This window comes from Streptomyces sp. NRRL S-1022 (assembly GCF_000720135.1).
GTDB lineage: Bacteria > Actinomycetota > Actinomycetes > Streptomycetales > Streptomycetaceae > Streptomyces.
This window is the reverse complement of sequence record NZ_JOIU01000021.1, coordinates 62,093-88,001: the sequence shown is the minus strand read 5'-3', so window position 1 is coordinate 88,001 and position 25,909 is coordinate 62,093. Positions and strand designations below refer to the sequence as shown.

Genomic DNA, 25,909 nt, shown 5'->3' with positions numbered 1-25,909 from the left:
ACGAAGAGCTGCGGGAGCGCTGGGGGTGGGGGTACGGCGTGGAGGTGCGGGGGCGGTCATCCGGCCGGGGCGCTCCCCCCGGGCCGGCCGGCACCGCGGCCACCGTCGCCCGCGGGCGAGGGGGCGTGCGCTGGGGGTATGGGGGCCGGGAGCATGTCGTCCCGGGACATGGGGGCCGGGGAGGTGTGCGGCGGGGCCATGTGCTCCGGCGCTGTGTGGGGCGGGGCTGTGTGGGGCGGGGCTGTGTGGAGCAGGGCCGTGTCGGGCCGGGCCGTGTGGTCTGGGGCGGTGCGGTCCGGGGCGGTGCTGTGGGCCGCGTTGTACTGGGTCGCGTGGTGCTGGGCCGGTCGGCCCGGAGCGGTGGGGGTCGGGTTGGTGCGACCGGAGCCCGTGTGGCCCGAGCCCGTGTGGCCCGAGCCCGTGTAGTCCTCTCCCGTGTGGCCCGAGCCCGTGTAGTCCTCTCCCGTGTGGCCCGAGCCCGTGTAGTCCTCTCCCGTGTGGCCGGAGCCCGTATGGCCAGAGCCCGTGCTGTAATCCGCGCCCATGTGGCCTGAGTTCATGTGACCCGAGCCCATGTGGTCCGAGTCCGTGTGGTCCGAGTCCGTGTGGTCCGAGTCCGTGTGATCCGAGCCCATGTGGGTGGGCCCCGCGTGGTCGGCCGTCATGTACGCGGCCCCCACGTGGTCGGACTCCCTGTGGCCGGGCTCCGCGTGCTCCGAGCCCCGGTGGTAAGGGCCGCCGTGCGCAGCGCCCAGGGGTCCTGGGCCGCCACCGTGGCCGGGGCGTACGCGGGCCGTTTCGGTGGCGTCGGGCGTGGCCACCGGGAGGTGCGCGCCGGCCATGTGCGCGGTCTCCGTGTGGGCCCGGCCCAGCTGTCCGTGAGCCGGGTCCCCGTCCACCGGCGTTGCCGCGTGCCGGGGCGCCCCGTGTTCCGGCTCCAGGCCCTGCTGCGCCTCGGCGAGGCCGATGCCGCGTTGGAAGGCGGCCATCAGGCCGGGGTCGTGGCCGGTGACGGTGTCGGACTCCTGGCGGGGGGCGGGGCCGCCGCGCAGCTGGGGCACGATGTGCTCCTGGGCGCGCCGGCGGGGCAGCCGGGGCTTGTCCATGGTGCCGCGCACCGGGCCGACGCGCGGGGTGGGCAGCACGCCCGCGTGCGCCTCCACCGCCGGCCGGTCGTCGGGGCTGATGCCGGGCACGGCCTCGGCGGGGGTGGGCCGCGTCTCCTGGGCGCCGCGTACGGGCAGCGGGGCGGGGACGGCTCCGTGCCGTCCGCGCGTACCGCCTGCGGCCCCGTGCCGCCCGGACCCGCGCTGGGCGTGCCGCCGTCGCCCGGAACCCGCCCCGGCCTCGGCGGCGTCTCCGGCTCCGCCTCCGGCGGCGCTGCCCGCTCCGGACGCGCCCCCGCTCCGCGGTGCCTGCGCGGGCACCGGCACGGCCGCCGCTGCCTGGTGTGACGCCCCGGTGTCCGCCGGGGGCCGGCCCTGCGGCTGCGGCACGTCCGTCCCGGCACCGGCGACCGGCACTGCCGGAGCGTTGCCCAGCAGTGCCTGCGGGACGACCAGCACGGCCTGCACACCGCCGTAGATGTTGGTCTGCAGCCGTACGTGGATGTGGTGCCGGCGGGCGAGCTGGGAGACGACGTAGAGGCCGATGCGGCCGTCGGCCAGCAGGCTGGCGACGTTGACCTGGTCGGGATCGGCGAGCAGGGCGTTCATCCGGCTCTGCTCGCCGACGGGCATGCCCAGCCCGCGGTCCTCGACCTCCACGGCGAGCCCGGAGGTGACGAGGTTGGCGCGCAGCAGCACCTGGGTGTGCGGGGCGGAGAACACGGTGGCGTTCTCGATGAGTTCGGCGAGCAGGTGGATGACGTCGGCGACGGCGTGGCCGCGCAGTTCGCCGTCGATCGGGGGCACGAGCTTGACCCGGGAGTACTGCTCGACCTCGGCGATGGCGGAGCGCAGCACCTCGGTCATGCTGACCGGGTTGCTCCACTGCCGGCGGGAGACGGCGCCGCCGAGCACGGCGAGGTTCTCGGCGTGCCGCCGGATCCGGGTGGCCAGGTGGTCCACGTGGAAGAGGCCCTTGAGCAGGTCGGGGTCCTCGATCTCGTTCTCCAGGTCGTCGAGGATCGAGATCTCCCGGTGGACGAGCGACTGGAGCCGGCGTGCCAGGTTGACGAAGACTTCCAGCTTCTGTTCGCTGCCGGCCCGGCTGGAGAGCTGGGCGGCGCGGACGACGGCGGTGACGGCGCCGTCGTACGCGCGGGCCAGGTCGGCGGCGAGCAGTTCGAAGTCGTCGGCGTCCGCGGGCGGCCGGCGGCGCGGGCCGGGCTGCGGCGGGGTCTCGCCCTGGCGGAGCGCGTCGACCAGGGCGTGCAGGTCGGCCTCGCCGCGTGCGGCGGTGCGGCGCAGCGCGTCGACGCGGTCGGCGACCGAGCGGGCGGCGCGGTCGGCGGCCACGGCGGCGATGAGGATCCCGGCGACGGCCACGGTGACCGCTCCGGCGAGCACGGCCCACAGCAGGGGGCCGGTGCGGGCGCCGGTGGAGCGGATGCTGAACAGGACCGCGGCGGTGGCGCTGAGCGCGACCGCCAGGGGCGGCAGGACGGCGAGCCGCATGAGCTGGGGCCGTATGTGGGTTTCGGGCAGTGCGGGAGCGGGTCGGGCGACCGGCCGCCCGTGCCGGCCGCTCTCGCGGCGGTCGGCGCGGGTGGCCGGTGCTCGGAGGTGAGACATCTGCGTCCTCGTACTGTCCGTCGGGCCTGTGTCGTCGTGCGGTGCGCCGCGGGCATGCGTCGATGCGGGCGTGCGGCAGCACGGCGTCGGCCGGCGGCACCGGCGGACCGGCCGCGCGTCGCCCGACGGCCACTCACAGTAGTTGCCTGAGCATCATGTGCGGTGGGCAGTTGACAAAGTCCCCCGAGGAGCGTCCCGCTCTGGTATGAGCCGTCGTACGACAGTCCGACGACCCACGGCGAACACCCGGTCGAACCTTCGACAGGACCGATCCCTCCTGCTCAGAAGCGGTCGGGAACGGAACGAGCGACGGATCGCTCCGTGCCTCCGGCCGGCCCCCTCGCGGAGGCGGCCTCCCCCGCGTACGGATGGCCGCCGGGCCGCCTTCGGGGCCCTCTGCGAGACCCCTCCCCCCCTGCCGATCGTCACGCACCGTGCTCGCTTTGGCCTGCGCCGGGGCGAGTGGTGCCGCTCTGCCCGATGGAGCGCATCCCGTACATACGTGAGGCGGCGCGCCGTACACGCGTTCACGGGATGGTCTGGTCCGGGTCTCGCGTCACGATCGTCGGGACGGCGGCGAGGAACCGCCGTCACACCCTCACCAGCGGGAGAAGGAAGAAGTCCGGTGACTCAACCATCCAGCCCTGTACCGGGTCTCGCGTCAGCCCGTCCGGCGCCCGCGCCGCACACCGTGCGCAAGGCTGGTCTGATCGCCGGCATCATCCTCGTCTCCCTCAACCTCCGCCCGGCGATCACCAGCCTCGGCCCGCTGCTCCCGCAGATCGAGAAGGACCTGCGGCTCTCCGGCACCGGCGCGGGCCTGCTCACCATGCTGCCGGTGCTCTGCCTGGGCGTTTTCGCGGGGCTGGGCCCCGCGCTGCGGCACCGGTTCGGCGAGGACCGCGTGCTGCTCGGCTGCCTGCCCGTGCTGCTCGCCGGCATCCTGGTGCGGCTGCTCCACCCGACCGCCCTGCTGTACGTCGGTACCGTCGTGATCGGCGGTGCGATCGCGGTGGCCAACGTCGTGCTGCCCAGTCTGATCAAGCGTGAGTTCCCGGACCGGGTCCCGCTGATGATGGCCACGTACACCATGGCCCTCACCTTCGGCGGCGCCGCGGCGGCCGGTGCGGTCATCCCGCTGGAGAGCGTGGTGGACACGGACTGGCGTGGCTCCCTGGGCCTGCTCGCCGTGCCCGTGGTCGTGGGCGTCGTCGCCTGGCTGCCGTACGGCAGGCGCGCTGTGCGCACGAGCGCGGGCGGGCGGGCGCCCGTCCGGCCGCTGTTGCGCGACCGGCTGGCCTGGCTCGTCACCGCCTTCGTCGGTCTTGAGGCACTGCTGGCCTACGTGATCTTCGGCTGGCTGCCCGCCATCTGCGTCGACCGCGGGCTGAGCGAGGAGGCGGCCGGCTACATGATGTCGGCGATCACCTTCCTCCAGGCCGCCGGTTCCATGCTCGTCCCGTTCTTCGTCCACCGGGGCGGCCGGGGCCAGCGGGGCTTCTGTGTGGTCGTCTCGCTCGGCACGGCCGTGGGCCTGATCGGCGTGGTCGCCGCGCCGATGTGGACCATCTGGCTGTGGGCGGTGGTCCTCGGCATCGTCGGGGGCGCCGCGTTCAGCCTGGCCCTCACGCTCATCGGGCTGCGCGCCGGCGACGGTGACAGCGCCGCCGGACTGTCCAGCATGTCGCAGGGCGTCGGCTATGCGCTCGCCGCGGCCGGGCCCTTCGGGGTCGGCGCGCTGCACCAGCTGTCCGGCGGCTGGGGCGTGCCCCTGTCGGTGCTCGTCGGCCTCTGCGTCCTGATGGCCGTGATCGGGCTCGGCGCGGGCCGCGACGCGACCCTCTCACTCCGGCGCTGACCGGAGCCGTCGGCACCGCGCCGCCCGCCTCCCGGTCGTTCCCCCGCCCGACGCCCCGCTCCCTGCCCGTCCCCTGCCCGCCTCCTCCACGCCCGCGCCCCACGTCGCCATCCGCACGTCTTCACACCCACCTGCTCCGGCCGTCCGGCACACCGGCCCGACCCGGGCTTCGCGCTGCCCGCGACCGCCGTAACCGTCCGATGGGAAAGGGAAGATGAAACCTTCACGTTCATCCGCCACAGTTACGGACCCGGGTACGTCCGCCGATCGGGCCGATCCCGCGGCCGTCGTCCACCGGCACCTGATCCAGGACCGGAGGCCCTCGGACCGACCGGTGCCCGTGGTCGCGCGTCAGCAGGGCGCCCGGATCGAGACCCGGGACGGCAGAGTGCTGCTGGACGCCGCGAGCGGCGGATTCGGCGGCGCGCACCCGAGAGTCCGGGCCGCCATCGCCGACCAGGCCCGCCGGGTCGCGCTCTCCAGCCGGATCCTCGTCAGCCGGCCGCTGGCCGGGGCCGTGGCGGCCCTCGCGGAGTTCTGCCCCGGGCCGCTGTCGGTGTCGTACCTCTGCAACAGCGGTCACGAGGCACTGGACTCGGCGTTCAAACTGGCCAAGGGCACCCACCCGGACCGCCCGTACGCGCTCGGCATCCAGGGCGAGGACTTCGGCACCCTGAGCCACGGAAGCGCGCTCGGCGCGGGGAGCACCGTGCTGCCCTCAGCCCCGCTGCGCCCGCGCACGGTTCCCGCCGGCGCGCCCGAGGAACTGCTCGGGCAGGTCGACGAGTCGGTGGCGGCCGTGGTGGTCGCCCCGGCCGCGCCCGGCCGCCCGCTCGGCCGGCTGACCCTCGACTGGTGGGTGGCGCTGCGGGAGCGCTGCCACCGCACCGGCGCGCTGCTCGTCGTCGACGAGCGCCGCACCGGCCCGGCCCGGCTCGGCCGGCCGCTCGGCACCGGAGCCCTGGGCATCTTCCCGGACGTCCTGGTGCTGGGCGACACGCTGGGCGCCGACGCGGTCCCGGTGGGTGTCTCCGTCATGACACGGGCCGTCTACGAGCGGGTCTACGGCCGCCGCAACCCCAGCCTGCACGGCTCCACCTTCGGCGCCAGCCCGCTCTCCGCGGCCGCCGTGAGCGCCGTACTCGACGCCGTGGTCAGCGACGATCTCGTCACCCCGCAGCGGGAGTTCGAGCAGGCCGCCCTCCGGCTGCGCGAGGAGCGGACCGGCTCCGTCGAGCTGCACGCCGACGGCTCCCTGCTGTGGATCCGCGCCCGGGACACCGGCGCCGCCCGGCGGCTCGCCGCCGCACTGGCCGCCCGGGACGTCCTGGTGCGCGAGCCGGCCGGCGGCCTGGTCACCCTCGCACCGCCGCTCACGGCCGAGCGGGAGGACACCGACCAGATCCTCAAGCGGCTCGCCGAAGCGCTCAAGGAACTCGACACCGAGGAGACCGGACGATGAGCACCGCGACCGCCGTGGCGGCCCTGGACCGGCAACAGGTCCTCACCACGCTGGGCCGCCACTGGAACCCCACGGCCGCGCTGATGCTGGCCGCGGCCGGGCGGCAACTGGAGTCGCACGCCCGGGGCACCGAGGTGTTCGCCGAGGACGGCTCCCGCGCCCTGGACTTCGCCGGGAGCTACGGCGTCTTCCTCGTCGGCCACCAGAACGACGCCGTGCGCACAGCGGTCCTGGACGCCCTGGAGAGCGCACCCGCCCTGGTGCCGGGGACCGTCCACCCGGCGACCGCCGAGCTGTTCACCCTGCTGACGGAGATCCTGCCCGCCGGGCTCACCGAGTTCTCGCTGGGCTGCTCGGGCGCGGAGATCGTCGAAATCGCCCTGCGCGCCGCCTACCTGGCCCGCCCCGGCCGCCGCCGGATCGTCATCGTGTCCGGCGGCTACCACGGCAAGACGCTCGGCGCCCTCACCGTCCTCGGCCAGCACGAGCACCGCGACGCCTTCACACCCGCCGACGACGACCTGGTGATCGTGGAACCGGGTGACGCACGGGCCGTACGGGAAGCCGTGCGCGGTGGTGACGTGGCCGCCGTCTACGTCGAACCGGTTCTGGGCGGCGCCTACTTGAGGGTGCCGCCGGCCGGCTTCCTGCCGGAGGTGGCCGCGGCCTGCCGGGAGACCGGCACCCTGCTCGTCGCCGACGAGATCCAGACCGGGTTCGGGCGCACCGGCCGGATGTTCGCCGTCGAGCACTCCGGTGTGGAACCGGACATCATGCTGCTGTCCAAGGCGCTGACCGGCGGCTTCGTACCCGTCGCGGTGGTCGCCACCACGGCACAGGTGCTGGCCGACGCCCGCCGGTCCCCCCGGTGGTACCCGGGGGTGCTGGACGGCGCCGCCGCCTCCGCCCTGTCGATGGCCGCCGCCGCGGCCACCATCCGCGAGGTGCGGGACAGGAACCTGCCGGAACGGGCCGAGACCGTCGGCCGGGCGCTGCGGGAGGGCCTGAAGCGGGCGGTCCGCAGGCATCCGCGCCATCTCGTGGACGCGCCCGGCATCGGGCTCATGACCGGACTACGCACCCGCAACCCGTCGGTGGAGAACCTGATCTCGATGCAGATGGCGGCCCGGGGGATCCACCTCGGGCATTCGCTCAACGAGCAGATGGACCAGCCCGTGCTGCGCTTCTACCCGCCGCTGACCGTGTCCGCCGCCGACATCGAGCGGGTGCTGGTCGCGCTGGACGAGTCGCTGGACTGGCTGGACCGGCGCCCGGCCTGGCTCATGCGCCGGATCACCGGGCTGCTGCGCCGCCAGTACCGGCTGCCGCCGGCGCTGGTGCTGAAGCTGATGCACTCCGACCTCGAAGTGAACTGGTGACCGGCCGGCGAAGGAGGATTCCCGTGGAGATAGCCATCGTTCAGTCCGGCACGCCCGAGTACCAGGAGGCGCGGACGTTCGCCCAGCACGCCTACCGGAAGGCCTACGGCGCGACGACGGCGCCGAGCCCGGACCGTTTCGTCACCGTCCGCGAGGCGCCCGGCGGCCCGGTCGCGGCCTGCGCCGGACTCACCGGACCGGGGTCGCGGGGATTCTTCTCGGAGAACTACCTCGGGGTGCCGGTGGAGCGGGTGCTGGCGTCCGTGGTGGAGGCCGCTCCGGAGCGCGACGAGGTGGTCGAGGTGGGCCCCCTGGCCGGCTCGGGCGGGGCGGGGGGCGAGCTGATCCGGCTGCTGCCGATCATCGCCTGGTGTCAGGGGAAACGATTCATCCTCGCGACGGTCACCGACAAGGTGGAGCGGTCGATGGCCGGCGCGGGCGTGCCGTTCCTGCCGCTGCGGCAGGCCACCACCCACTGGATGGACGAGGTCACGCGCGCCGACTGGGGCACGTACTACGACAGGTCGCCGACGACCGGGGTGGTGCCGCTGGACAGCATCGGCCGGCTGATCAACAGCCTCACCGGCCGCTACAACTTCGTCGAGCTCGCCGTGCGGACCCTCGTCGGCACGGCACAGGAGGTGTCCGGTGCACACGCTTAAGAAGACGCTCCTGGCGCTGGCCGGGGACGAACGCCCCCTCGTCGAGGTGCTCACCGCCGACGGCTCGGTGGCCCGTTCCTACTCCTACCGCCGGATCGTCGGCGCCGCGGCCGCCGTCGCCGCGGCCCTGCGCGCACATCCCGTGCGCCCGCGCGGCCCCCGCCCGGACGGCGACCCCACCGACCCCGCCCAGCTCCAGGTGGGCGTGGTCACCGCCAACGGACCGGAGTTCCTCGTCGCCGACTTCGCCGTGCTCGGCGCGGGCGCCGCCGAGGTGGTGGTGCCGCTGGCCTTCACCGCCGAGCAGACGGCCGCCATGCTCGCGGACATCGACGTCTGCCTCGCCGACGAGGCGGGCGTACGGCGGCTGAGGGAGTGGGGCCTGGACAAGGTGCTGCCCCCGGACGCCGAACTGCGGGTGCTCGACATCGAGCAGGACCCGTCCGGCACCGGCCCGCTGTTCACGGAGCCGGATGCCGGCGATCGCCTCTGCAAGATCATCCACACCTCGGGCACCACCTCCAAGCCCAAGGGTGTCTGCATCCGCGAGGCCGCGCTGGAGGAACTGATCGGCTCGCTGCGCTCGGCCATGCCCGCCGACGCCTACCGGCGCTATCTCTCGCTGGTGCCGATGAGCCTGCTCATCGAACAGGTCACCGCCGTCTACCTGGTGGCGTGCGACGGCGGCACCGTCGTCCTGCTGCCGCCCGAGGTCCCGCTCGTGGGCACCTCCTCCTTCGCCCCCCGGGCGGTGCTGCCCCACATCCGTGCCGCGCGGCCCACCGCGCTCGTCGTCACCCCCGCCCTCGCCGAGGCCCTGCTGACGGCGGCGGACGACGCACGCGCCGCCCGGCGGGAGCCGGTGCCCGCCCTGTTCGGGCGGGCCGAGGCCCCGCTCGTGTGCTGCGGCGGCGCCCCCGTCGACGCCGACACCCTGCGGCGTCTCGACTCCTCGGGCATCCCCGTCCACGAGGGGTACGGGCTGAGCGAGAACAGCTCCGTGGTCAGCTGGAACACCCCGGCCGCACGCCGGCTCGGCAGCGTCGGCGCCCCGCTCCCCCACGTCCGGGTGCGCACCGCGCCCGACGGTGAACTGCTGGTCAAGAGCACGTCGTTGTTCGCCGGGTACAAGGGCGGCGACGACCCGTCCGGATGCGTGGTCGACGAGGACGGGTGGCTGCACACCGGCGACCTCGCCGACATCGAGGACGGCTACATCTGGATCAAGGGCCGCAAGAAGAGCGTCATCATCACCGCCGCGGGCCGCAACGTCGCCCCCGAGTGGGTGGAGGCCCAGTACCGCTCCCACCCCGCCGTGCTGGCCGTCGCGGTCGTCGGCGACGGACTGCCCGGCCTGCACGGTCTGTTCCTCGTGGACCCGCGGGCCTCCCTGGACACCGTCCGCGCCGAGCTCGACGCGCTGGGCCGCGAACGGCTCTCGGAGGTGGAGCGGGTCGAGGTGGCCCACCTGGTCCCGGCGGACGAGTCCCTGCACGCCGAGTTCTTCACCGTCACCGGACGCCCCCGGCGCTCCGCGGTGCGGACGGCCCTGACGGCCGGCCGCTTCGGGTGACGGTCCCCCGCGACCGGTCCCCGGCTCCGGCGCGGCAGCGCGCGTCCGGCAGCTCCCCTGTTCCCACCCTTTGTTCCCACCCTTACGGCAAGCGAGGAGAAACCATGATCGACCATGCGCGTGTGACCTCCTACGGCTCGGGCACCGGCCTGCTCGTCCAGCCGGCCGGGCCGGGTACGACCTTGGACGACCTGGCGCCCGGACAGGTGGTCGGGGCGCTGCGCGAGGCCGGGTTCCTGCTCCTGCGCGGCTTCCGTCCGGACCTCGGACTGTTCTCGCGGTTCGTCGGCGCCCACTCCGAGCGCGTCACCCTCGACCCGGCCCGCTCCTTCCACGGCGGCTCCACCGCGCAGAAGGTGGACGCCGGCTACGACGCGGTCGGCCTGCACCTGGAGAACGGCAACAGCCCGTTCGCGCCCACCCTCACCTGGTTCTTCTGCGAGAAGGCCGCCTCGTCCGGCTCGCAGACCACCGTGTGCGACGGCCACCGGGTGTGGGACGCGCTCGGCGAGGAGGCCCGCGGTCTCTTCCGTGAGCACGAGATCGTCTACAGCCGGCGGGTCGAGGAGGAGAAGTGGAAGGCCTTCGCCGCCTTCCACCTCGGCACCCCGGACGCGGCCTCGGTCACCGTCGACGACCTGCGCGAGCTGGCCGGCGGCCCCGGCAAGACCGTCATCGACCTCCTCGACGACGGCTCGATCCACTACGCCTACCGGGTCTCCGCGGCGCACGGCACCCTCTTCGACGAGCGGCCGGCCTTCGCCAACAGCATCCTCGGCCCCTCCAACCACTACGAGAAGCCGCACATCGCCTTCGCCGACGGCCGGGACATACCCGTGCACATCCTCAAGGAGGTGGAGAGCGTCACCGAGGACCTGACCGAGGAACTGGACTGGGCCGACGGTGACGTGGCGCTGATCGACAACACCCGGGTCATGCACGGCCGACGCGCCATCACCGACCCCGAGCGCTCGATCTACAACGCCCAGAGCGACCTGGACCGGGGGCTGCTGACCGTCTGACGCCACCGGCCCGACAGGGTGCCGCCGGGATCGTCCCGGCGGCACCTTCGTGCGTCAGGCCCCTGCGCGGCCTGACGCCCAGAGCCGCCGTCGGCCCGGCTCCAGCAGCGACCGCAGCAGTTCGCCGTCCCGCTCGCCGCCGACCACCCGGGCCGCGGGACGCTCCCGGCGGTGCGGCGGCCAGCCGTCGGCCGGAGTCCCGGTCCGTACGAACTCCCCCCACAGCCTGCGCACCCGCGTCCGGAGCGCGGCCGTCTCCTCCTGGTCGGCGTCGGCGAACAGCGGGGCGCGCCGCGCCTCGTCGCGGCCCAGCAGGAAGGGGATCTCCAGGCAGTGGCAGGCCCGCAGGCGTGCGTTGCGGCCGGGCACCCGCCAGTCGAAGCGGAACAGCCGGACGGTCGCGCCCGACGCCTCGGCGAGGTCGGCGAACTCCTGGGTGGGCGCGGTGAAGAAGGCGTCGGTCTTCAGTTCCTCGAACGCGACACGTGGGCCGGCGTCCGGGGCGTAGAGCCGCAGCGCCTCCTCGGCGCGGGACCCGAACACCGCGGTGAACTCCGCCGTGACCTCCGCCCGCGTCATCCCGTCCAGAGCGGCGTCCATCCCGTACCACAGCGCGCACTCGTGCCGGGTGACACCCGCGAGGAGGTCGAGCCCGTGCACCGGGGGTGCCGCCCGCAGGGCGCCCGGCAGATCGGCGGTGACGACCGTGTCGTCGGCGACGAGCCGGAACGGCGGCCGGACGTCCCCGCGCGGGCGGGGCCGGGTGAGGACGGTCCGCTGGGCGCGCAGCAGTCGCTCGCCGGAGACGCTCCGCAGCCGCCCGGGGTCCGCGTCGAGTGCCGCGAGGAAGTCGTCGGCGGTCCGCGCCGCCTCCTGCCGGCTCTGCGGCGCCATGCCCAGCGGCGCGCTGTGCAGGACCGCGCGCCGGAACAGCGGGCGCACCTGTTCCAGTGCCAGCAGCGCCGCGAGGGACTGCCCGCCCGCGGACTGGCCGGCCACCGTGATGCGCTCGGGGTCGCCGCCGAAGGCGTGGATCTCGCGCCGGACCCAGCGCAGCGCGGCGATCTGGTCGAGCAGTCCCGCGTTCGTGACATGAGTGCTTCCCGGCGGCATGCGGAAGGACAGCGAGGTGCCGGCGCCCTCGACGGCGGCCGGCTCCGCCCAGGACGGGGCGAGGAAACCCAGCGCGCCCAGACGGTAGTTGACGAGGACGACGACGAGCCCCTCCTGCGCGGCCAGTTCCGCGCCGTCGTAGCGGGGCAGGTCGGCGCCGCCGGTGAGGAAGCTGCCGCCCGGCAGCCACACCAGCACCGGGTGGGGGCCCTCGCCGGAAGCGGCGGGCGCCCACACGTTCACCGTCAGACACGCCTCCGTCCGCGGCGGTTCGACCGGGTCGCCCATCAACCCGGCAAGCGGAGACGGCAGTTGCAGCGGCACGGTGCCTGCGGGGCCGTCCGCGCGCAGCGGCTCGGTCCACCCGGGGTGCTCGCGCGGCGGTGCGAACCGGTCCGGGCCGACGGGCGGGGCCGCGTACGGCACGCCGCGGTACGCCGCCACACGGTGCCCGGGTCCCTCCAGCCGGCCGACCACGGGGCCGGCCGACACCTCCGTCCCGGTCCGGGTCGTCGCCGAGGCGGTGTCAGCAGCGCGCATGGGTGCTCGTCTCCCTGTCGGAGTGGGGGCTATGAGGAGGTGGGCGCCGGGACCTGGCCGGAGGGGCTGTGCGCCAGCACGTAGCGGGCCAGCTCCACCCGCCGGGACACGCCCAGCTTGGCGAAGGCGCGACGCAGATGGGAGTCCACGGTGTGGGCGGAGACCGCGAGCCGCTGGGCGGTCTCCCGGTTCGTCAGACCCTCCGCGACCAGGCGTACGACCCGCACCTCGGACGGGGTGAGGCTGTCCCAGTCCGCCGCGGCCTCCGGGGCGCGCACGACGGACGTGGCCGGGGGCCGGGTGGCGGCCGGCGGTTCCCGCACGATCCGGCCGGGTGAGAACCGCGTCCGGCGTCGCACCCGCTCCGCACCCAGTCCCGCTCCGGCGGCCACGTAGATGCGCTGGGCCTCCTGGAGCATCTCGGTGGCGCGCAGCGGCTCGCCGTGCGCCCGGGTGGCGTCCGCCGCGTCCTCCAGCGCGGACGCCAGCGCGAGCGGATGCGACCCACCCCGGAAGGTGCGCACGGCGCGGTGCAGCGGGGCCGCGAGGCCGCGGTACAGCCCCTGGGCGTGCAGGGCGGCCCCGGTCAGCGGGACGACGCCGGGGCTGCGCCGGGCCAGCCGGCGGGCCAGTTCGACCGCTTCGGCGGCGTGTTCGTGGGCGCCGGCCCGCAGGGCGATGCGGACCAGGTGGGGCAGGATCAGCGGGTCCGCGGCGAGCAGCCAGGTGTGCCGCTCCGGGCCGGCCCATACGTCCGTCAGGTGCCGCACGGCCTCCTGCGGGTTGCCCGAGGCGTCGAGGTGGAGTGCGGTGACGAGGGCGGGGAGGGCGCCGGTGAACCCGGACGGCGCACCGTCCGGCGACGCGAGGTGGGTGGCGGCCCGCTCCAGGTCTCCGCGCACGGTGGCCAGCAGGACGAGCAGGGCGCGCAGCGCCTTGCCGCTGCCGGGGTCGGCGAGCCGCCCGCAGGCCTCCAGGCCGGCCTGTGCCTCCTGCTCGGCGTCGGCCAGCCGGGCGCTGTGCCACAACTGCACCGACCGGGCGAGGTGCCAGCGCGGTGCGGCCCAGTCCCATCCCTGCTCGCCGGTGGAGTCCCGCCAGGCCTTCAGCACCTCGTCCGCGTCCAGCGGGCGTCCGGCCGAGCCGAGGATCAGCGCGGGCACGGCCAGTTCCCAGCCGAAGCTGCGCTCCGCACGGTGCGGCCCGCCCGCGACCGCCTCGCCGGCGAGCCGCAACGCCTCGCCGATGTCTCCCGCGCGCTGCGCGCACCGGGCGAGCAGGGCGGTGCCGAGCGCAGCGGAGGCATGGTCCGCCGTCTGCCGGGCCAGGTCGACCGCGGCGCCGGCCAGGGATGCGGCGCCGGCCCACTCGCCGCCGGAGCAGGCCGGCAGACAGCGGGCCTCCAGCGCGGTGAGCCAGGCCCGGCCGCGGGCGGGGGAACGCGTGTCCTCGCGTGCCCGCCGCAGATGCCGCAGCGCGTCGGGGGCCTGCCCCAGCCGCAGCAGCACTTCCACGAGTTCGGCGAACGCGTCGGCCTCCGCGTCGGTCTCCCAGCCCGCGGTGGCCAGGGCCGCGTCGAGCAGCCGGCGGGCGGCGCCGGGCCGACCGGCAGCGAGGAAGAGACGTACCGCCGTCCGCACCGGGCCGGCCGCGAGGGGGTCGTACCGGCGCAGCTGGGCGAGCAGGGCCCCGGTCAGCTCCTCGCGCTCGTGGGACGGCAGGGAGTCCTCGTTCCGCTTCAGCCACTCCAGATGGGCGGCGCCCTGCTCCAGGTCCTCCTGTGTGCCGGAGAGGATCAGATGCCCGATGGTCTCCGGGCAGGGCCGTTCCTCCGCCGCGCACAGCCGGGCCGCCTCGGCGTGCAGGGCGCGGCGCACGGGGCCGAGGAGGCTGTCGTGCAGGGCCTGGTGGACGAGCGGGGCGCGGAAGCGGAACGCGGCACCGTCGTCCTCCAGCAGTCCCGCGGCGACGGCCTCCTGGGCGGCGGTGGCCAGTTCCATCGTCGGCCTGCCGGTCAGCGCGGCGGCCTCCCGCAGCGAGAAACGCGGGCCGAGCACCGCTCCGACCTGCAGCAGTTCCCGTGTCTGCGGGGCGAGTCCGGGCAGCACCGGGGCGGTCGCCCGGGTCAGGTCGACGGGGGGATGCCCGCCGAGCACCCGTACCGTGCCGTCCTCGGTGCGGATCCGCCCTTCCTCGCGCAGCAGGTGGACCAGCCGCCCGATGAGGGCGGGGATGCCGCCCGCCATGGTCACGACCCTGCGGATGTCCTCCGGACCCGCCGTGCCGAGGAGCTGGGCCGCCAGCTGCGCGGCGGCCGGCTCCTCCAGCGCGGACAGCGGCACGACGTCGGCGTGGGCGGCCAGCAGCCGGTCGAGGGCGTCCCGGGTGGGCCGTACGACGGGGAAGCCGGTGCAGGCGGCCAGCCACAGGACCGGAGCGCCGGCGAGCCGGGGCACCAGGGTCTCCAGGGCGGCCAGGGTCAGCTGGTCCGCCCACTGGAGGTCGTCCAGGACGATCACCAGCGGTGACTGGGCGGCCCGTCGCCCGATGAGGCGGTGCAGCAGCCGGATCAGCCGGCTCCAGTGGGTGGGCCGGTCGGCGAACCCGGCCAGCGAGCGGGCCTGGGCGGCGTCGACCACCGGATGCGGCCCGGCGCCGAGCGCGGTGAGCAGCGGGGCCATCGCGGAGTGCTGGTCGAGCCGGGCCAGCCGGGCGCTGGACACGGTCATGCCGCGTCGGGCCGCCTGCGCGGCGGCCGTGCGCAGCAACAGGGACTTGCCCGACCCGGACGGTCCGTGGAACACCAGCAGGGAGCCCCGCCCCGCCGCCGTCGCGTCCAGCGCGGTCCGTAACGCGGCCTGTTCCCGCTCGCGCCCGACGAGGCGCTGGTCCCCGGATGTCGGCATGGGGTGTTTCCTCCCTGTCGCGCCGCCTCGCATGTGCCCGCTGCCCGCTGTCCGGCCGGTCAGCTGCCCGGGCCGCCGCGGCCCCTGGCCGGGGGCGTGGCCGGCGGCTCGGCGGCGCGCACCGCCAGCAGCCCCTCCAGGGCGTGCAGACTCGTGCGGACGACATGGCGGGCCGCCGCCGCGGCGGCCTCCGAGTCCTGGTCGTCGATGGCCTGGACGAGCGCTTCGTGGGCCTCGGTGCCGCATTCCAGGTGGGTGTCGGCGCCGGCGAACAGGTCCAGGCTCTCCTGCAGGCGCCGGACGAAGAACCGGTAGCACTCGGTGAGCGTCACGTTGTGGGCCGCCTCGACCACGGCCAGGTGCAGCGCGGCGTCCCGCTCGCCGAACTCGGCGTCGTCCCGCCCCGCCGCCTCGGCCCGGGCCCGCAGCAGCTGCCACAGCCGCGTCATGTCCTGTGACGTGCGGCGCTGGGCCGCGGAGTGCGCCGCCTGTACGTCGAAGCCGAGCTGGACCTCGAACACATCGCGCACGTCGGCGAGTTCGATGCTCTGCAGCATGGGCGCCGGGTCGGACACCGACCGTACGAAGACGCCCTTGCCGCGCTGGGCCTCCAGCATGCCGGTGTGCACGAGCGCGCTGACGGCCTCACGGATGGTGGGCCGGCTCACGCCCAGTTCCGCCGCCAGCTCCGTCTCGGAGGGGATCCGGGAACCTATGGGCCAGGCTCCGCTGGCCAGCTCCCGGTGGAGCAGCGCGATGACCTCGCGGGCCGTCGAGAGCCGGGCGATCGGGCGCAGGGCCATCGGGCGGTCCTCCCAGTTGTCTGACAACTGACGTCAGGCTACTCAACGGCGTCAGTGGCTACAAGTCCGGCGCTGCTCCACGGGGTTGAGATCGCGTTACAGGCCGCCCGCGGTGCGGCCGGGCCGGGACCCGCCAGGACGGCCGGCCCGGCATGCGAGTGTGCCGAGGACCGCCCGGGCGACTTCGGCGGGGGTACGGCCGTCCGTGGCGACCCGTGCGGCAGCGGCCTGCCGGTAGAAGTGCCGCCGTGCCTCCATCAGTTCCCGCCACCGTCGCCGCGGGTCGGCCGCGAGCAGGGGGCGGGCGGTGCCGGGCGCGAGGCGCCGGGCGGCCTCGTCGGCCTCCATCGACAGCCAGACCACGGGGTGGGCGGCGAGCAGCGCACGGGTGTCCGCGTCGAGGATCGCGCCGCCGCCCAGGGCGAGCACCCCGTCGTGCTCGGCGAGCGCCCGGCGCACGGCCCGCTTCTCCACGCCGCGGAAGTACGGCTCCCCGCGCTCGGCGAAGACGGCGGCGACGGACCGGCCCTCTTCGGCCACGATGTCGTCGTCGGTGTCCCGGTAGCCCACGCCGAGCCGCTCGGCCAGCAGCTGCCCGACGGTGGACTTGCCCACCCCCATCGGGCCGATGAGCACGACCAGCGGCCCGCTCATCGGATGTGCAGGGCGTCGAGGTACGACCGCACGTTGCGGCGGGTCTCGGCCACGCCGTCGCCGCCGAACTTCTCCGCGACCGCGTCCGCGAGGACCAGCGAGACCATCGCCTCGGCGACGACACCGGCCGCCGGCACCGCGGACACGTCCGAGCGCTGGTGGTGCGCCTGCGCCGCCTCACCGGTGGTCACGTCCACCGTCCGCAGCGCCCGCGGCACGGTCGCGATCGGCTTCATCGCCGCCCGCACCCGCAGCACCTCACCCGTGGACACACCGCCCTCCGTGCCGCCCGAGCGCCCGGACGCACGCCGGATGCCCTCGGCGGTCCGCACGATCTCGTCGTGCGCCCCGGAGCCGGGAGCCCGCGCCAGCTCGAAGCCGTCACCGATCTCCACACCCTTGATCGCCTGGATGCCCATGAGCGCACCGGCGAGCCGCGCGTCCAGCCTGCGGTCCCAGTGCACGTGGGAGCCCAGCCCGACCGGAACGCCGTACGCCAGGACCTCCACCACACCACCGAGCGTGTCGCCGTCCCGGTGCGCCTGGTCGACTTCCGCGACCATCGCCTTCGAGGTGTCCGCGTCCAGGCAGCGCAGCGGGTCCGCGTCCAGCTTCCCCACATCGGCCGGCGTCGGGTACACACCCCGCGGAGCCTTCACCGAGCACAGCTCCACCACGTGGCTGACGATCTCGGTACCGGTCGTCTCCCTCAGGTACGAGCGGGCCACCGCGCCCAGCGCCACCCGGGCCGCCGTCTCCCGCGCCGAGGCACGCTCCAGGACCGGCCGCGCCTCGTCGAAGCCGTACTTCTGCATCCCCGCCAGGTCCGCGTGCCCGGGACGCGGACGGGTCAGCGGCGCGTTGCGGGCCAGGCCGGCCAGGATCTCCGGGTCGACGGGGTCGGCCGCCATCACCTCCTCCCACTTCGGCCACTCGGTGTTGCCCACCATGACCGCCACCGGGGAACCCAGGGTCAGCCCGTGCCGGACGCCACCGAGGAAGGTGACCTCGTCCCGCTCGAACCCCATCCGCGCACCGCGTCCGTGACCGAGCCGGCGCCGGGCCAGGTGGTCCGCCACCATGCCGGTGGTCACCGGCACCCCGGCCGGCAGCCCCTCCAGGACGGCCACCAGGGCCGGGCCGTGGGACTCTCCCGCGGTCAGCCAGCGCAACCTGCTCAACTCCGCTCCTTGCCGCTCGTGGGGAACCCGGGGAACAGCCGGTGCAGTTCGGCATGGAACCCGGGGAAGGTCTTGGACACACAGCTCGGGTCGTCCAGGTCGAGCCGGACGCCCGAGCCCAGCGCGAGGACCGAGAAGGACATGGCGATCCGGTGGTCCCGCCGGCACCTGATCAGCGCGGGGGCCGGGGTGCCGGGATGCACGGTGATCCGGTCCCCGCCCTCCTCGACCGTCACCCCGCAGGCGCGCAGGTTCGCCGCCACGGCCTCGATCCGGTCGGACTCCTTCAGCCGCGCGTGTCCGATGCCCCGGACCGTCACCGGGGCGTCGGCGAGGGGTGCGATCGCGGCCAGTGTCATGAAGGTGTCGGAGATCTCGCCCATGTCGACGTCGAAGCCGCCGCGCAGCCGCCCGGCCCCGGTGACCGTGGTGCTCGCGGCCGTCACGGTCACCCGGGCACCGGTCCTGGCGAGCACGTCCACGAACCGGAGATCGCCCTGGAGGCTGCCCGCGCCCAGGCCGGGCACGGTGACCGTGCGTCCGGTCACCGCAGCGGCGGCGAAGAGGTACGACGCCGTGGAGGCGTCCGGTTCGATCGCGAGGTCCGCGGGACGGTAGCGGCCCGGCCGGACGACGATGCGGCCGGCGCGGTCCTCGATCCGGGCGCCGAAGCGGCGCATCAGCGCCAGGGTCATGTCGACGTAGGGCCGGCTGACCAGGTCGTGCGGGCGCAGCACGAGCGGACCGCGCATCAGCGGGGCGGCCATCAGCAGACCGCTGGAGTACTGGCTGCTGAGCGAGCCGTCCACGGCGAGTTCGCCTCCCTCAAGCCCTGCCGCGGTCACCTCCAGCGGCAGGGTGCCGTCCGTCGCGCGCACGGTCGCGCCGAGCCGGGCCAGGGCGTCGGCCAGGGGGCGCAGGGGGCGCGCCCGCAACTGCTCGGAGCCGTCGAACAGATAGGTGCCCTGGCCGGTGGCGGCGAACGGCGGCAGGAAGCGGGCCGCCGTACCCGCGTCGGCGCACCGGATCCGGCCGCCCCGGCGCGGGCCTCCGCCCAGCCCGGTGACCGTCCAGTAAGCGTCGTCCGGGGCCGCGGTCACGGTGGCGCCGAGGCCGGCGAGGGCCGTACGGAAGGCCAGGGTGTCGTCGCTGACCAGCGGGGCCGTCAGGGTGGTCGTGCCGGCCGCGGCGGCTGCCAGCAGCAGGGCGCGGTTGGTGATGCTCTTCGAGCCCGGGACACGGGCGGTGTGGGCAAGCGGGTCGGCGGGCATGGCCGGTCGTCCTCTCGGGGCGACGGGTGTGCGGGGGCGGCCGGCCGGGTCGCCGGCCGCCCCCGGTGCGGTCACAGCCGGACGCCCAGGACGTCCGTCATCAGGGTGCCGAAGAGGCGCACACCGTCCTCGGTGAGCACCGACTCGGCGTGGAACTGCATGGAGGCGAAATGGGGGCCGCGCAGCGCGTGCACCTCACCGGTCTCCGGGTCGCGGCCGACCTCCACCCGGCCGACGCCCTCGACCTCGGCCTCGTCCTCGGAGCTGCGTGCGGCGAACGTGTTGTAGAAGCCGACCCGCTCGCGGGCACCGAAGAAGGCGATCTCCTGCTGCACGCCCTGGTTCGGCACCTCCCGGCGGACCAGGGGCAGACCGAGCCGCATGCTGAGCACCTGGTGGCTGAGGCAGACCGCGAGGAAGGGCCGCCGCTCGGTGAGCAGGGTCTCGACCGCCGACCGCAGATGGGCGATCTTGGGGTGGCCGGCCTCGCGCGGGTCGCCGGGCCCGGGGCCCAGGACGACGAGGTCGTGACCGTCGAAGGAGTACGGGTCGTCGAAGCGGCGTACCGTCACGTCCAGTCCCAGGGACCGCAGTTGGTGGCCGATCATCGAGGTGAAGGTGTCCTCGGCGTCCACGACGAGCACCCGGCTGCCCGCCAGGCCCGGCACGGCCCGCCGCCGTCCCCCGTCCCCGGCGAGCCAGAACCCCGCGAGCGTGGCGTTGCGCCGCTCCAGCGCGGCCCGCACCTCCGGATGGCCGCCGAAGCGTACGGCACCGGCGGCGCGGGCCTGCCCGGCGGCCGTTCCGTCCGCCTGGAGCGCGGCCACCAGTCCGGCCGCCTTCGCCCGGGTCTCGGCGACCTCGGAGTCCGGGTCCGAGTGGCGGACCAGCGTGGCGCCCACGCCGATCCGCACCCGGCCCGTGGCGTCGATGTCGGCGGTGCGGATGAGGATGGCCGAGTCCAGCGTGCGGCCGCCGTGGGCGTCGCGGCCGATGAGGGCCGCGACGCCGCTGTAGTAGCCCCGGCCCTCGGGCTCGTACCGGCTGATGACCCGGCAGGCGCTCTCCAGCGGGCTGCCGGTGACGGTGGGGGCGAACAGCGACTCGCGCAGGATCTCGCGCGGGTCGCGGGTGCTGTGGCCCTCGATGAAGTACTCGGTGTGCGCGAGCCGGGTCATCTCCTTGAGGTACGGGCCCACGACCCGGCCGCCGGTGTCGCAGATCCGGGCCATCATCTTCAGCTCTTCGTCGACGACCATGTACAGCTCGTCGGCTTCCTTGCGGTCGGCGAGGAAGTCCAGCACCCCGGACAGGGCCGGCCCGGTGGGCGGATAGCGGTAGGTGCCGCTGATGGGGTTCATGACGGCGTTGCCGCCGTCGAGGCTGAGGTGCCGTTCGGGCGTCGCACCGACGAAGGTCCGCTCGCCGGTGTGGACGACGAACGTCCAGTAGGCGCCCGACTCGCCGCGCAGCAGCCGGCGGAAGAACGACAGCGCGCTGGACGGGGTGTAGCCGGAGATGTCGGCGACGAAGGACCGCTTGATGACGAAGTTCGCGCCCTCGCCGGTGCCGATCTCGTCGGCGATGACCCGGCGGACCGTGTCGGCGTAGGTCTCGTCGTCCACGTCGAAGTCGCCGCCGGTCATCTCGATCGGCACGTCCGGCAGCCGGCGCAGCACCTCGTCCAGGGGGAGCACGGCCTGGTCGGTGACGGTCATCGCGATCAGCGGCGCACCGTCGTCGGGGCCGGCGAAGCCACGCTCGGCGATCTGCCGGTACGGGACGAGCGTCAGCAGCTCGTGCCGGGGGCCGTCGGCGGGCGCCGCCTGGTCGGGCAGGGGCAGGTCCGCCAGCGTCCGGGGGACGGAGACCTCACCGGACAGGACGTCCACGGTGTCCGCCGCGCCGGTGTGCGGACGGTACAGCAGCGCGAAGGCGGGCGGATTCCGCGTCAGCACGCGGGCGAGGAGGTCGGCGGGCGCGGTCATACGGCCGCTCCGGCCACGGTGTTGGTTTCCGTCTGGTCGAGGAGGCTGCCGGTGGTGGTGACGACGGCGCAGCGCTGGGCGGCGTACTCGACGGCCAGCCGGTGGTACTCGGCGGAGAAGTCCGCGACCGCGTCGGCGACGAGGAAGGTGCGGATGTCGTGGGTGAAGGCCTCGACCGCGGTCATCAGCACCCCGACATGGGCGTACACACCGCACAGGACCAGCTGGTCGCGGCCCTGCTCACGCATCCACTCCAGCAGCCCGGAGCGGAAGAAGGCGCTGTAGCGCCACTTGGTGAACACGCGGTCCCGCGGGCCCGGTGCCAGCGGCTCCGCCACTTCCCGGTCCGCGGGATCCACCCGCATCCCCGGTCCCCAGAAGTCCTTGAGCAGGCCCCGCTGTTCCTCGCTCATACCGCCGGGCTGCGCCGTGTAGGCCACCGGCATGCCGGCGGCGTCGGCACGCTCCTTGAGCAGGGCGGCGTTGTGCACCAGCGGCTCGCGCAGGGACGCGGGCAACGGCCGCAGGAAGTACCGCTGCATGTCGTGGACAAGCAGTACCGCACGGTCCGGATCGGCGGACCAGCGGGCGGTGTTGGCCGGCAGGTCGTCCGCCGACGGCAACGGGTACGGCTCGATGGGGGGTATGCCCGCCATGACTGTCCTCTCCTCGGGCGAAGAACGGGGGTGGTGCGGCGCCCCGGAGGGGGCGCGGGACGTATCGGTCTGCGGCTCCGCCGCGTGGGCGCGGCCGGCCGCGCCGGCGCCGCAGCGGGCCGCTCAGGCCGCCGCGGGCCGAACGCTCCGCCCGGTCATCCACCAGGCCGAGACCACGGCCAGGGCCTGCACGGGGTTGAGCCGCGGATCGCACAGGCTCGTGTACCGGCTCCCGACCCGGCCGGTCTCGGAGGCGTCGCGCACGCACTCGGTGACGTCGTCCGGCGTGGTCTCCAGGTGGAGGCCGCCCGCGACACCGCCCGCCGCGCCGACCGCGTGCTGGAACTCGTCGACCTCGCGCGTGACCGTCTCCAGGAAGCGGGACTTGTAGCCGTCGGGGGTGGTGACGGTGTTGCCGTGCAGGGGGTCGGTCAGCCAGATCACCGGATGTCCGGCGGCGCGCACGGCCGCCACCAGCGAGGGCAGCCGCTCGGCCACGTTCCCGGCGCCCATCCGGGCGATGAGGGTGAGCCTGCCCTTCTCCCGGCGCGGGTCGAGCCGTTCGCACAGGGCCAGCAGTTCGCCGGCCGTCATGGTGGGGCCGACCTTGCAGGCCACCGGGTTGGCGACGTCGGCGAGCAGGGCGACATGGGCGCCGTCGAGCTGCCGGGTGCGCTCGCCGATCCAGGGCCAGTGCGTGGAGGTGAGCAGGAGCCGTCCATCCGGCTGCCGGCGCAGCATCGGGACCTCGTAGTCCAGCAGCAGGGCCTCGTGGCTGGTCCAGACGGGGGCGCCGATGCGCGCCTGTCCGGGGGTGTCGAGCCAGCCGAGGCAGCCCATCACCTCGCGGGCGGCCCCGTAGCCGGACAGGATCCGCTCCGGGTCGGGGCGGCGACGTACGGGGTCGGGCTCCGGGCTGTTGACCATGTGGCCCCGGTAGACGGGGAGTTCCAGGTCTCCGATCCGCTCGGTGGGGCGGGAGCGGGGCTTGCCGAACTGGCCGGCCATCCGGCCGGCCCGCACCACGGGCCGGCTCGTGTCCATCTCCAGCTGCCCGGCGAGCATGTTCAACAGGCCCGCCTTGCGGGCGACATGGTCCGCGGTGCACTCGGCGGGGTCCTCCGCGCAGTCGCCGGCCTGCACCACATGGGCGGTGCCCTCGGCCACCTGCGCCAGCATGGAGCGCAGGGTGCGCACGTCCTCGGCGTCGACGAGCGGGGGGCGGGCGGCGAGTTCCTTGCGCACCCGCAGCACCTGTGCCTCGTCCTCCCAGGGGGGCTGCTGCAACGCCTGTTCATACCGGATGTCGAGCAGAGCGTCGTCCACTGGTTTCTCCAATCGCGACGAGGCGTACGCCGGTGTGCGGGGCGCAGGAAAGGGAAAAGGGGATCACGGGAAAAGAGGCAGAGCGCGACATCCCGGTGACGCACCAGATCGTCCGACGGATTCCGCCGTGCCGCCAACAAGGTGCGCGGTACTCCGTCAGGGGGGGGGGGGCGGGGGGGGGGGGGGGGGGGGGGCGGGGGCCCCCCCCCCCCGCCGGTCCGGGGGGGGGTGCGGGGTCAGGCGCGGTTCACTGCGCGCTCCGGGCGAGCGCGACGACCGCGTGGGCGGCCGAGGCCAGCGTCACGTGGCGGTGCCATCCGTCGAAGGACCGCCCGGAGAAGTCCCGGATGCCCACCCGGTCGGTGATCTCCGCGAAGTCCGTGTCGACCCGCTCGGCCAGCCGGCTCAGCCGCAACAGGGAGGCCGCCGGGGCGGTCGTGAGGTTCGTCAGCCACAGCTTGGCCGGCCAGGGGCCGCCCTCCTCGCCGATCCCCAGCAGATGCACCTCGCCCCGCCCCGAGGACGGCCCGGGCAGGGACGGACCGGTGACCCGTACGGTCGCGGCCCAGTGGGTCCACGGCGCCGTACCGGATCTCGGTCCGCCGGCCAGGACGGGCCGCCGCAGGTCCTTGGCCGCGATCACGATCTGCTCGGCCGTCAGCGGCCCCTGCCCGGTGCCGGGCAGCGCGGGGTCCGCGACGGTGAGCGGCTGGTCCTCGCAGACGCTCACGAGCACCGGCATGCCCGCGGCGTGCAGCTTCGCGAAGATGGGCAGGGCGTGCACCTCGCAGGAGTCGAGCACGAACGGCCGCACCGGCAGCTGCCAGCGCGTCACCGCCTCCAGGCACGCCTCGACGACGGATTCGCTCAGCGTCTCCACCGGCACCCCGGCGGGGATCGACACCTGGCTGCGCCGCTCATCGTCCTTGAGCCAGGTCTGCGGCAGGTGCAGACGCCAGTTGACGGGGGCGCCGGCGGTGTCCGAGGCGGCCCACACACCGATGGCGCGCTGGGCGTTCAGCACCTGGCCCAGCGTCGGGAAGAAGTGCTTGTCCACCCCGACGGAATGCCGGCCGGTCTTGGGAATGATGACCGGCTGCACCACCCAGGCCCGCGGTGGGCAGGCGGCGATCCAGTGCTCGGCGAGCGCCCGGCGAACAGGGGTCCAGTCCCAGGTGGAGGCCGAGATGAAGTGGTGGAGGTTCTGCTCCGACACCTGCTCGCCGAGCAGGGCCGCGATGTTGCGTATGGATTTGCGCCCAGGTGTCTCCAGCAAGCCCCGTAAGTACTGCATGGCCTTTCTGCACTGGTCGCTCCGGGACAGGGACGCGAAGAGCATCGAGGAGATCTCGCTGAGGACGTCGTCGTGGGAGCTGGACGGAAAGGGCGTGGGGAGCGTCCCTCGTGCTGCGGTCGTGGGACGCAGGTCGAGGCTGAGCATGAATCTCCTATCTGATGATCCAACCCGTGCTCGCGGCACATCCGCTGTGATCGAACGGGAGCCCAGAGTGAGGCCCAGCCAGAGCGTAAGGGGCAGCACTGGAGGTGAGCCATCACCGATCAACAGAGAGTGTCAAGTTACCGAACGGTAGTCCTGTTGATGAGGGGGACATCACAGGACATCGCCGGGGATCCCCGCCCGGACGTCCACCGCCCCCGAGCGGGCCGCCGCGACGACCAGGTGGGCGACGGACGCCAGCGTGATGTGCCGGTGCCAGCCGGGGAAGGACCGTCCCGCGAAGTCCCGCAGCCCGACCCCGTCGGAGATCTCGGCGCGGTCCCGCTCGACCACGCCCGGCAGCCGGGTGAGCCGGAGCGCGGGCACCAGGTGGTCGGCGCCGAAGTTGCCGAGCCACAGCCCGCGCACCGCCGGGCGGCCGGGAAGCCACTCGCCCAGCAGCGTCAGGGCCTCCCGCCCCGGCGGTGACGCCGACACCGGTATCGCCGCCGCCGTCGTGCGCCCGTCACCGGGGTTGACCTGCTGACGCAGGTGCGGCAGGGACTCGGCCAACTCCCCGGCGGTCCGCTGGAGATCGCCGAACCTGGGCAGCAGCGACCGGTCGATCCGCACGGGCGTGGCCGGATCCACCCGCACCGCGAACGGCAGCCCCGTCGCCGCCAGCAGGCGGGCGAGGCAGGCGCCGTCGGCCTCCCCGACGTCCACCACCACCGGCAGCGGCGGCATGTCGCCGACGCCCATGAGCCCGGCGACGGCCTGCCGTACGCACTCCTCCACGGTGCCCGGCACGGCGTGCGCCGGCACGCTCGCCCGCTGCCGCAGCGGATCGGCCGTCCAGCGGGCGGACAGGCGCAACTGCCAGTCGACCGGGACGGCCGCCCGTTCCGACGCGAGCCAGGTGCCCACCGCCCGCTGGCCGTTGACGGTGCCCAGCGCGGTGGGCTGCGGATCGGCGCCGACGGAGTGCGGACCCGCCTTGGGGACGACCAGGGAGTCGATCACCCATGCCAGCGGGTTCAGGACCCGCTGCGCCTGCCGGGCCAGGTCGTGCCGGACCCGCACCCAGTCCCAGGGCGAGGCGGCGATGAAGTGGTGCACGTTCTGCTGTGCCGACGCCCCGTCGAAGTGTGCCGCGATGCTCCGCAGGGTCTTGCGCCCGCGCACGGACAGCAGTCCGCGGACGTACTGTTCGGCCTTCACCCGCTGCCCGCTGCGCGGCAGCGAACCGAACAGCGCCCGGCACAGCTCGGCGTCCAGGACCTTCGCCGCCGGCCCCTCGGCCGCCGGTTCCCCGTCTTCCCGCCGGTTCAGCAACTCGCTC

17 protein-coding genes and 1 pseudogene are annotated in these 25,909 nt (G+C 74.7%); 6 read left to right on the top strand and 12 right to left on the bottom strand.

Features of this window, described 5'->3' with window-relative positions:
* Positions 1–884: 884 nt before the first annotated feature.
* Positions 885–2,735 (bottom strand): annotated as a pseudogene (locus IG05_RS42595) (sensor histidine kinase); the annotation flags it as partial.
* Between the two features lie 691 nt (positions 2,736–3,426).
* Between IG05_RS42595 and IG05_RS0128360 the strand changes: the two are divergent.
* The 6 genes from IG05_RS0128360 (at position 3,427) to IG05_RS0128335 (ending at position 10,691) form a co-directional block, all read left to right on the top strand.
* On the top strand, positions 3,427–4,593 hold the full coding sequence (locus tag IG05_RS0128360; protein ID WP_051790341.1) for a CynX/NimT family MFS transporter: 1,167 nt from the start codon (positions 3,427–3,429) through the stop codon (positions 4,591–4,593).
* Between the two features lie 334 nt (positions 4,594–4,927).
* Complete coding sequence (locus IG05_RS0128355) at positions 4,928–6,055, top strand: aminotransferase class III-fold pyridoxal phosphate-dependent enzyme (RefSeq protein WP_158839031.1); 1,128 nt, start codon at positions 4,928–4,930, stop codon at positions 6,053–6,055.
* The gene (locus tag IG05_RS0128350; RefSeq protein ID WP_051790338.1) at positions 6,052–7,434 is read left to right on the top strand and encodes an aspartate aminotransferase family protein; all 1,383 of its coding nucleotides are present in this window, start codon (positions 6,052–6,054) and stop codon (positions 7,432–7,434) included. Before IG05_RS0128355 ends, IG05_RS0128350 begins: the two co-directional genes overlap by 4 nt.
* A gap of 23 nt (positions 7,435–7,457) precedes the next feature.
* Positions 7,458–8,096: a thermostable hemolysin gene (locus IG05_RS0128345; protein ID WP_030346859.1), complete on the top strand. Its 639-nt coding sequence runs from the start codon at positions 7,458–7,460 to the stop codon at positions 8,094–8,096.
* Entirely contained in the window at positions 8,083–9,669 is a 1,587-nt protein-coding gene (locus tag IG05_RS0128340) for an AMP-binding protein (protein ID WP_030346858.1), read from the top strand. Before IG05_RS0128345 ends, IG05_RS0128340 begins: the two co-directional genes overlap by 14 nt.
* Before the next feature lie 104 nt (positions 9,670–9,773).
* A complete protein-coding gene (locus tag IG05_RS0128335; RefSeq protein WP_030346857.1) occupies positions 9,774–10,691 on the top strand; it encodes a TauD/TfdA family dioxygenase in 918 nt (305 codons plus the stop codon).
* A gap of 54 nt (positions 10,692–10,745) precedes the next feature.
* Here the strand turns inward: IG05_RS0128335 and IG05_RS42590 are convergent, their stop codons facing one another.
* The 11 genes from IG05_RS42590 to IG05_RS0128280 form a co-directional block, all read right to left on the bottom strand.
* Positions 10,746–12,344: a carboxylesterase/lipase family protein gene (locus tag IG05_RS42590; protein WP_051790335.1), complete on the bottom strand. Its 1,599-nt coding sequence runs from the start codon at positions 12,342–12,344 to the stop codon at positions 10,746–10,748.
* Positions 12,345–12,373: 29 nt separating this feature from the next.
* Positions 12,374–15,250 carry an ATP-binding protein gene (locus IG05_RS50050; protein ID WP_030346855.1) on the bottom strand — a complete coding sequence of 959 codons (2,877 nt, stop codon included), beginning with the start codon at positions 15,248–15,250 and terminating at the stop codon, positions 12,374–12,376.
* Positions 15,251–15,309: 59 nt separating this feature from the next.
* Positions 15,310–16,080, bottom strand: a complete 771-nt coding sequence (locus IG05_RS0128320) for a FadR/GntR family transcriptional regulator (RefSeq protein ID WP_199808397.1) — start codon at positions 16,078–16,080, stop codon at positions 15,310–15,312.
* Between the two features lie 69 nt (positions 16,081–16,149).
* Complete coding sequence (locus IG05_RS0128315; RefSeq protein ID WP_030346853.1) at positions 16,150–16,707, bottom strand: shikimate kinase; 558 nt, start codon at positions 16,705–16,707, stop codon at positions 16,150–16,152.
* Positions 16,704–17,888, bottom strand: a complete 1,185-nt coding sequence (gene aroC / locus IG05_RS0128310) for a chorismate synthase (RefSeq protein WP_030346852.1) — start codon at positions 17,886–17,888, stop codon at positions 16,704–16,706. Before aroC ends, IG05_RS0128315 begins: the two co-directional genes overlap by 4 nt.
* The gene (gene aroA / locus IG05_RS0128305; protein WP_030346851.1) at positions 17,885–19,159 is read right to left on the bottom strand and encodes a 3-phosphoshikimate 1-carboxyvinyltransferase; all 1,275 of its coding nucleotides are present in this window, start codon (positions 19,157–19,159) and stop codon (positions 17,885–17,887) included. The genes aroC and aroA overlap by 4 nt, the downstream gene beginning before the upstream one ends.
* A 71-nt stretch (positions 19,160–19,230) precedes the next feature.
* Positions 19,231–21,147: an anthranilate synthase family protein gene (locus IG05_RS0128300; RefSeq protein WP_030346850.1), complete on the bottom strand. Its 1,917-nt coding sequence runs from the start codon at positions 21,145–21,147 to the stop codon at positions 19,231–19,233.
* Positions 21,144–21,803: an isochorismatase family protein gene (locus tag IG05_RS0128295; protein WP_051790333.1), complete on the bottom strand. Its 660-nt coding sequence runs from the start codon at positions 21,801–21,803 to the stop codon at positions 21,144–21,146. Before IG05_RS0128295 ends, IG05_RS0128300 begins: the two co-directional genes overlap by 4 nt.
* 123 nt (positions 21,804–21,926) lie before the next feature.
* Positions 21,927–23,129 (bottom strand): 3-deoxy-7-phosphoheptulonate synthase, encoded by a 1,203-nt coding sequence (locus tag IG05_RS0128290; protein ID WP_030346848.1) that lies wholly within the window; start codon positions 23,127–23,129, stop codon positions 21,927–21,929.
* Between the two features lie 247 nt (positions 23,130–23,376).
* Positions 23,377–24,570, bottom strand: coding sequence for a transposase (locus IG05_RS0128285; protein ID WP_030346847.1), 1,194 nt, complete (start codon positions 24,568–24,570; stop codon positions 23,377–23,379).
* Positions 24,571–24,741: 171 nt separating this feature from the next.
* Entirely contained in the window at positions 24,742–25,902 is a 1,161-nt protein-coding gene (locus tag IG05_RS0128280) for a transposase (protein WP_234336060.1), read from the bottom strand.
* Positions 25,903–25,909 lie beyond the last annotated feature (7 nt).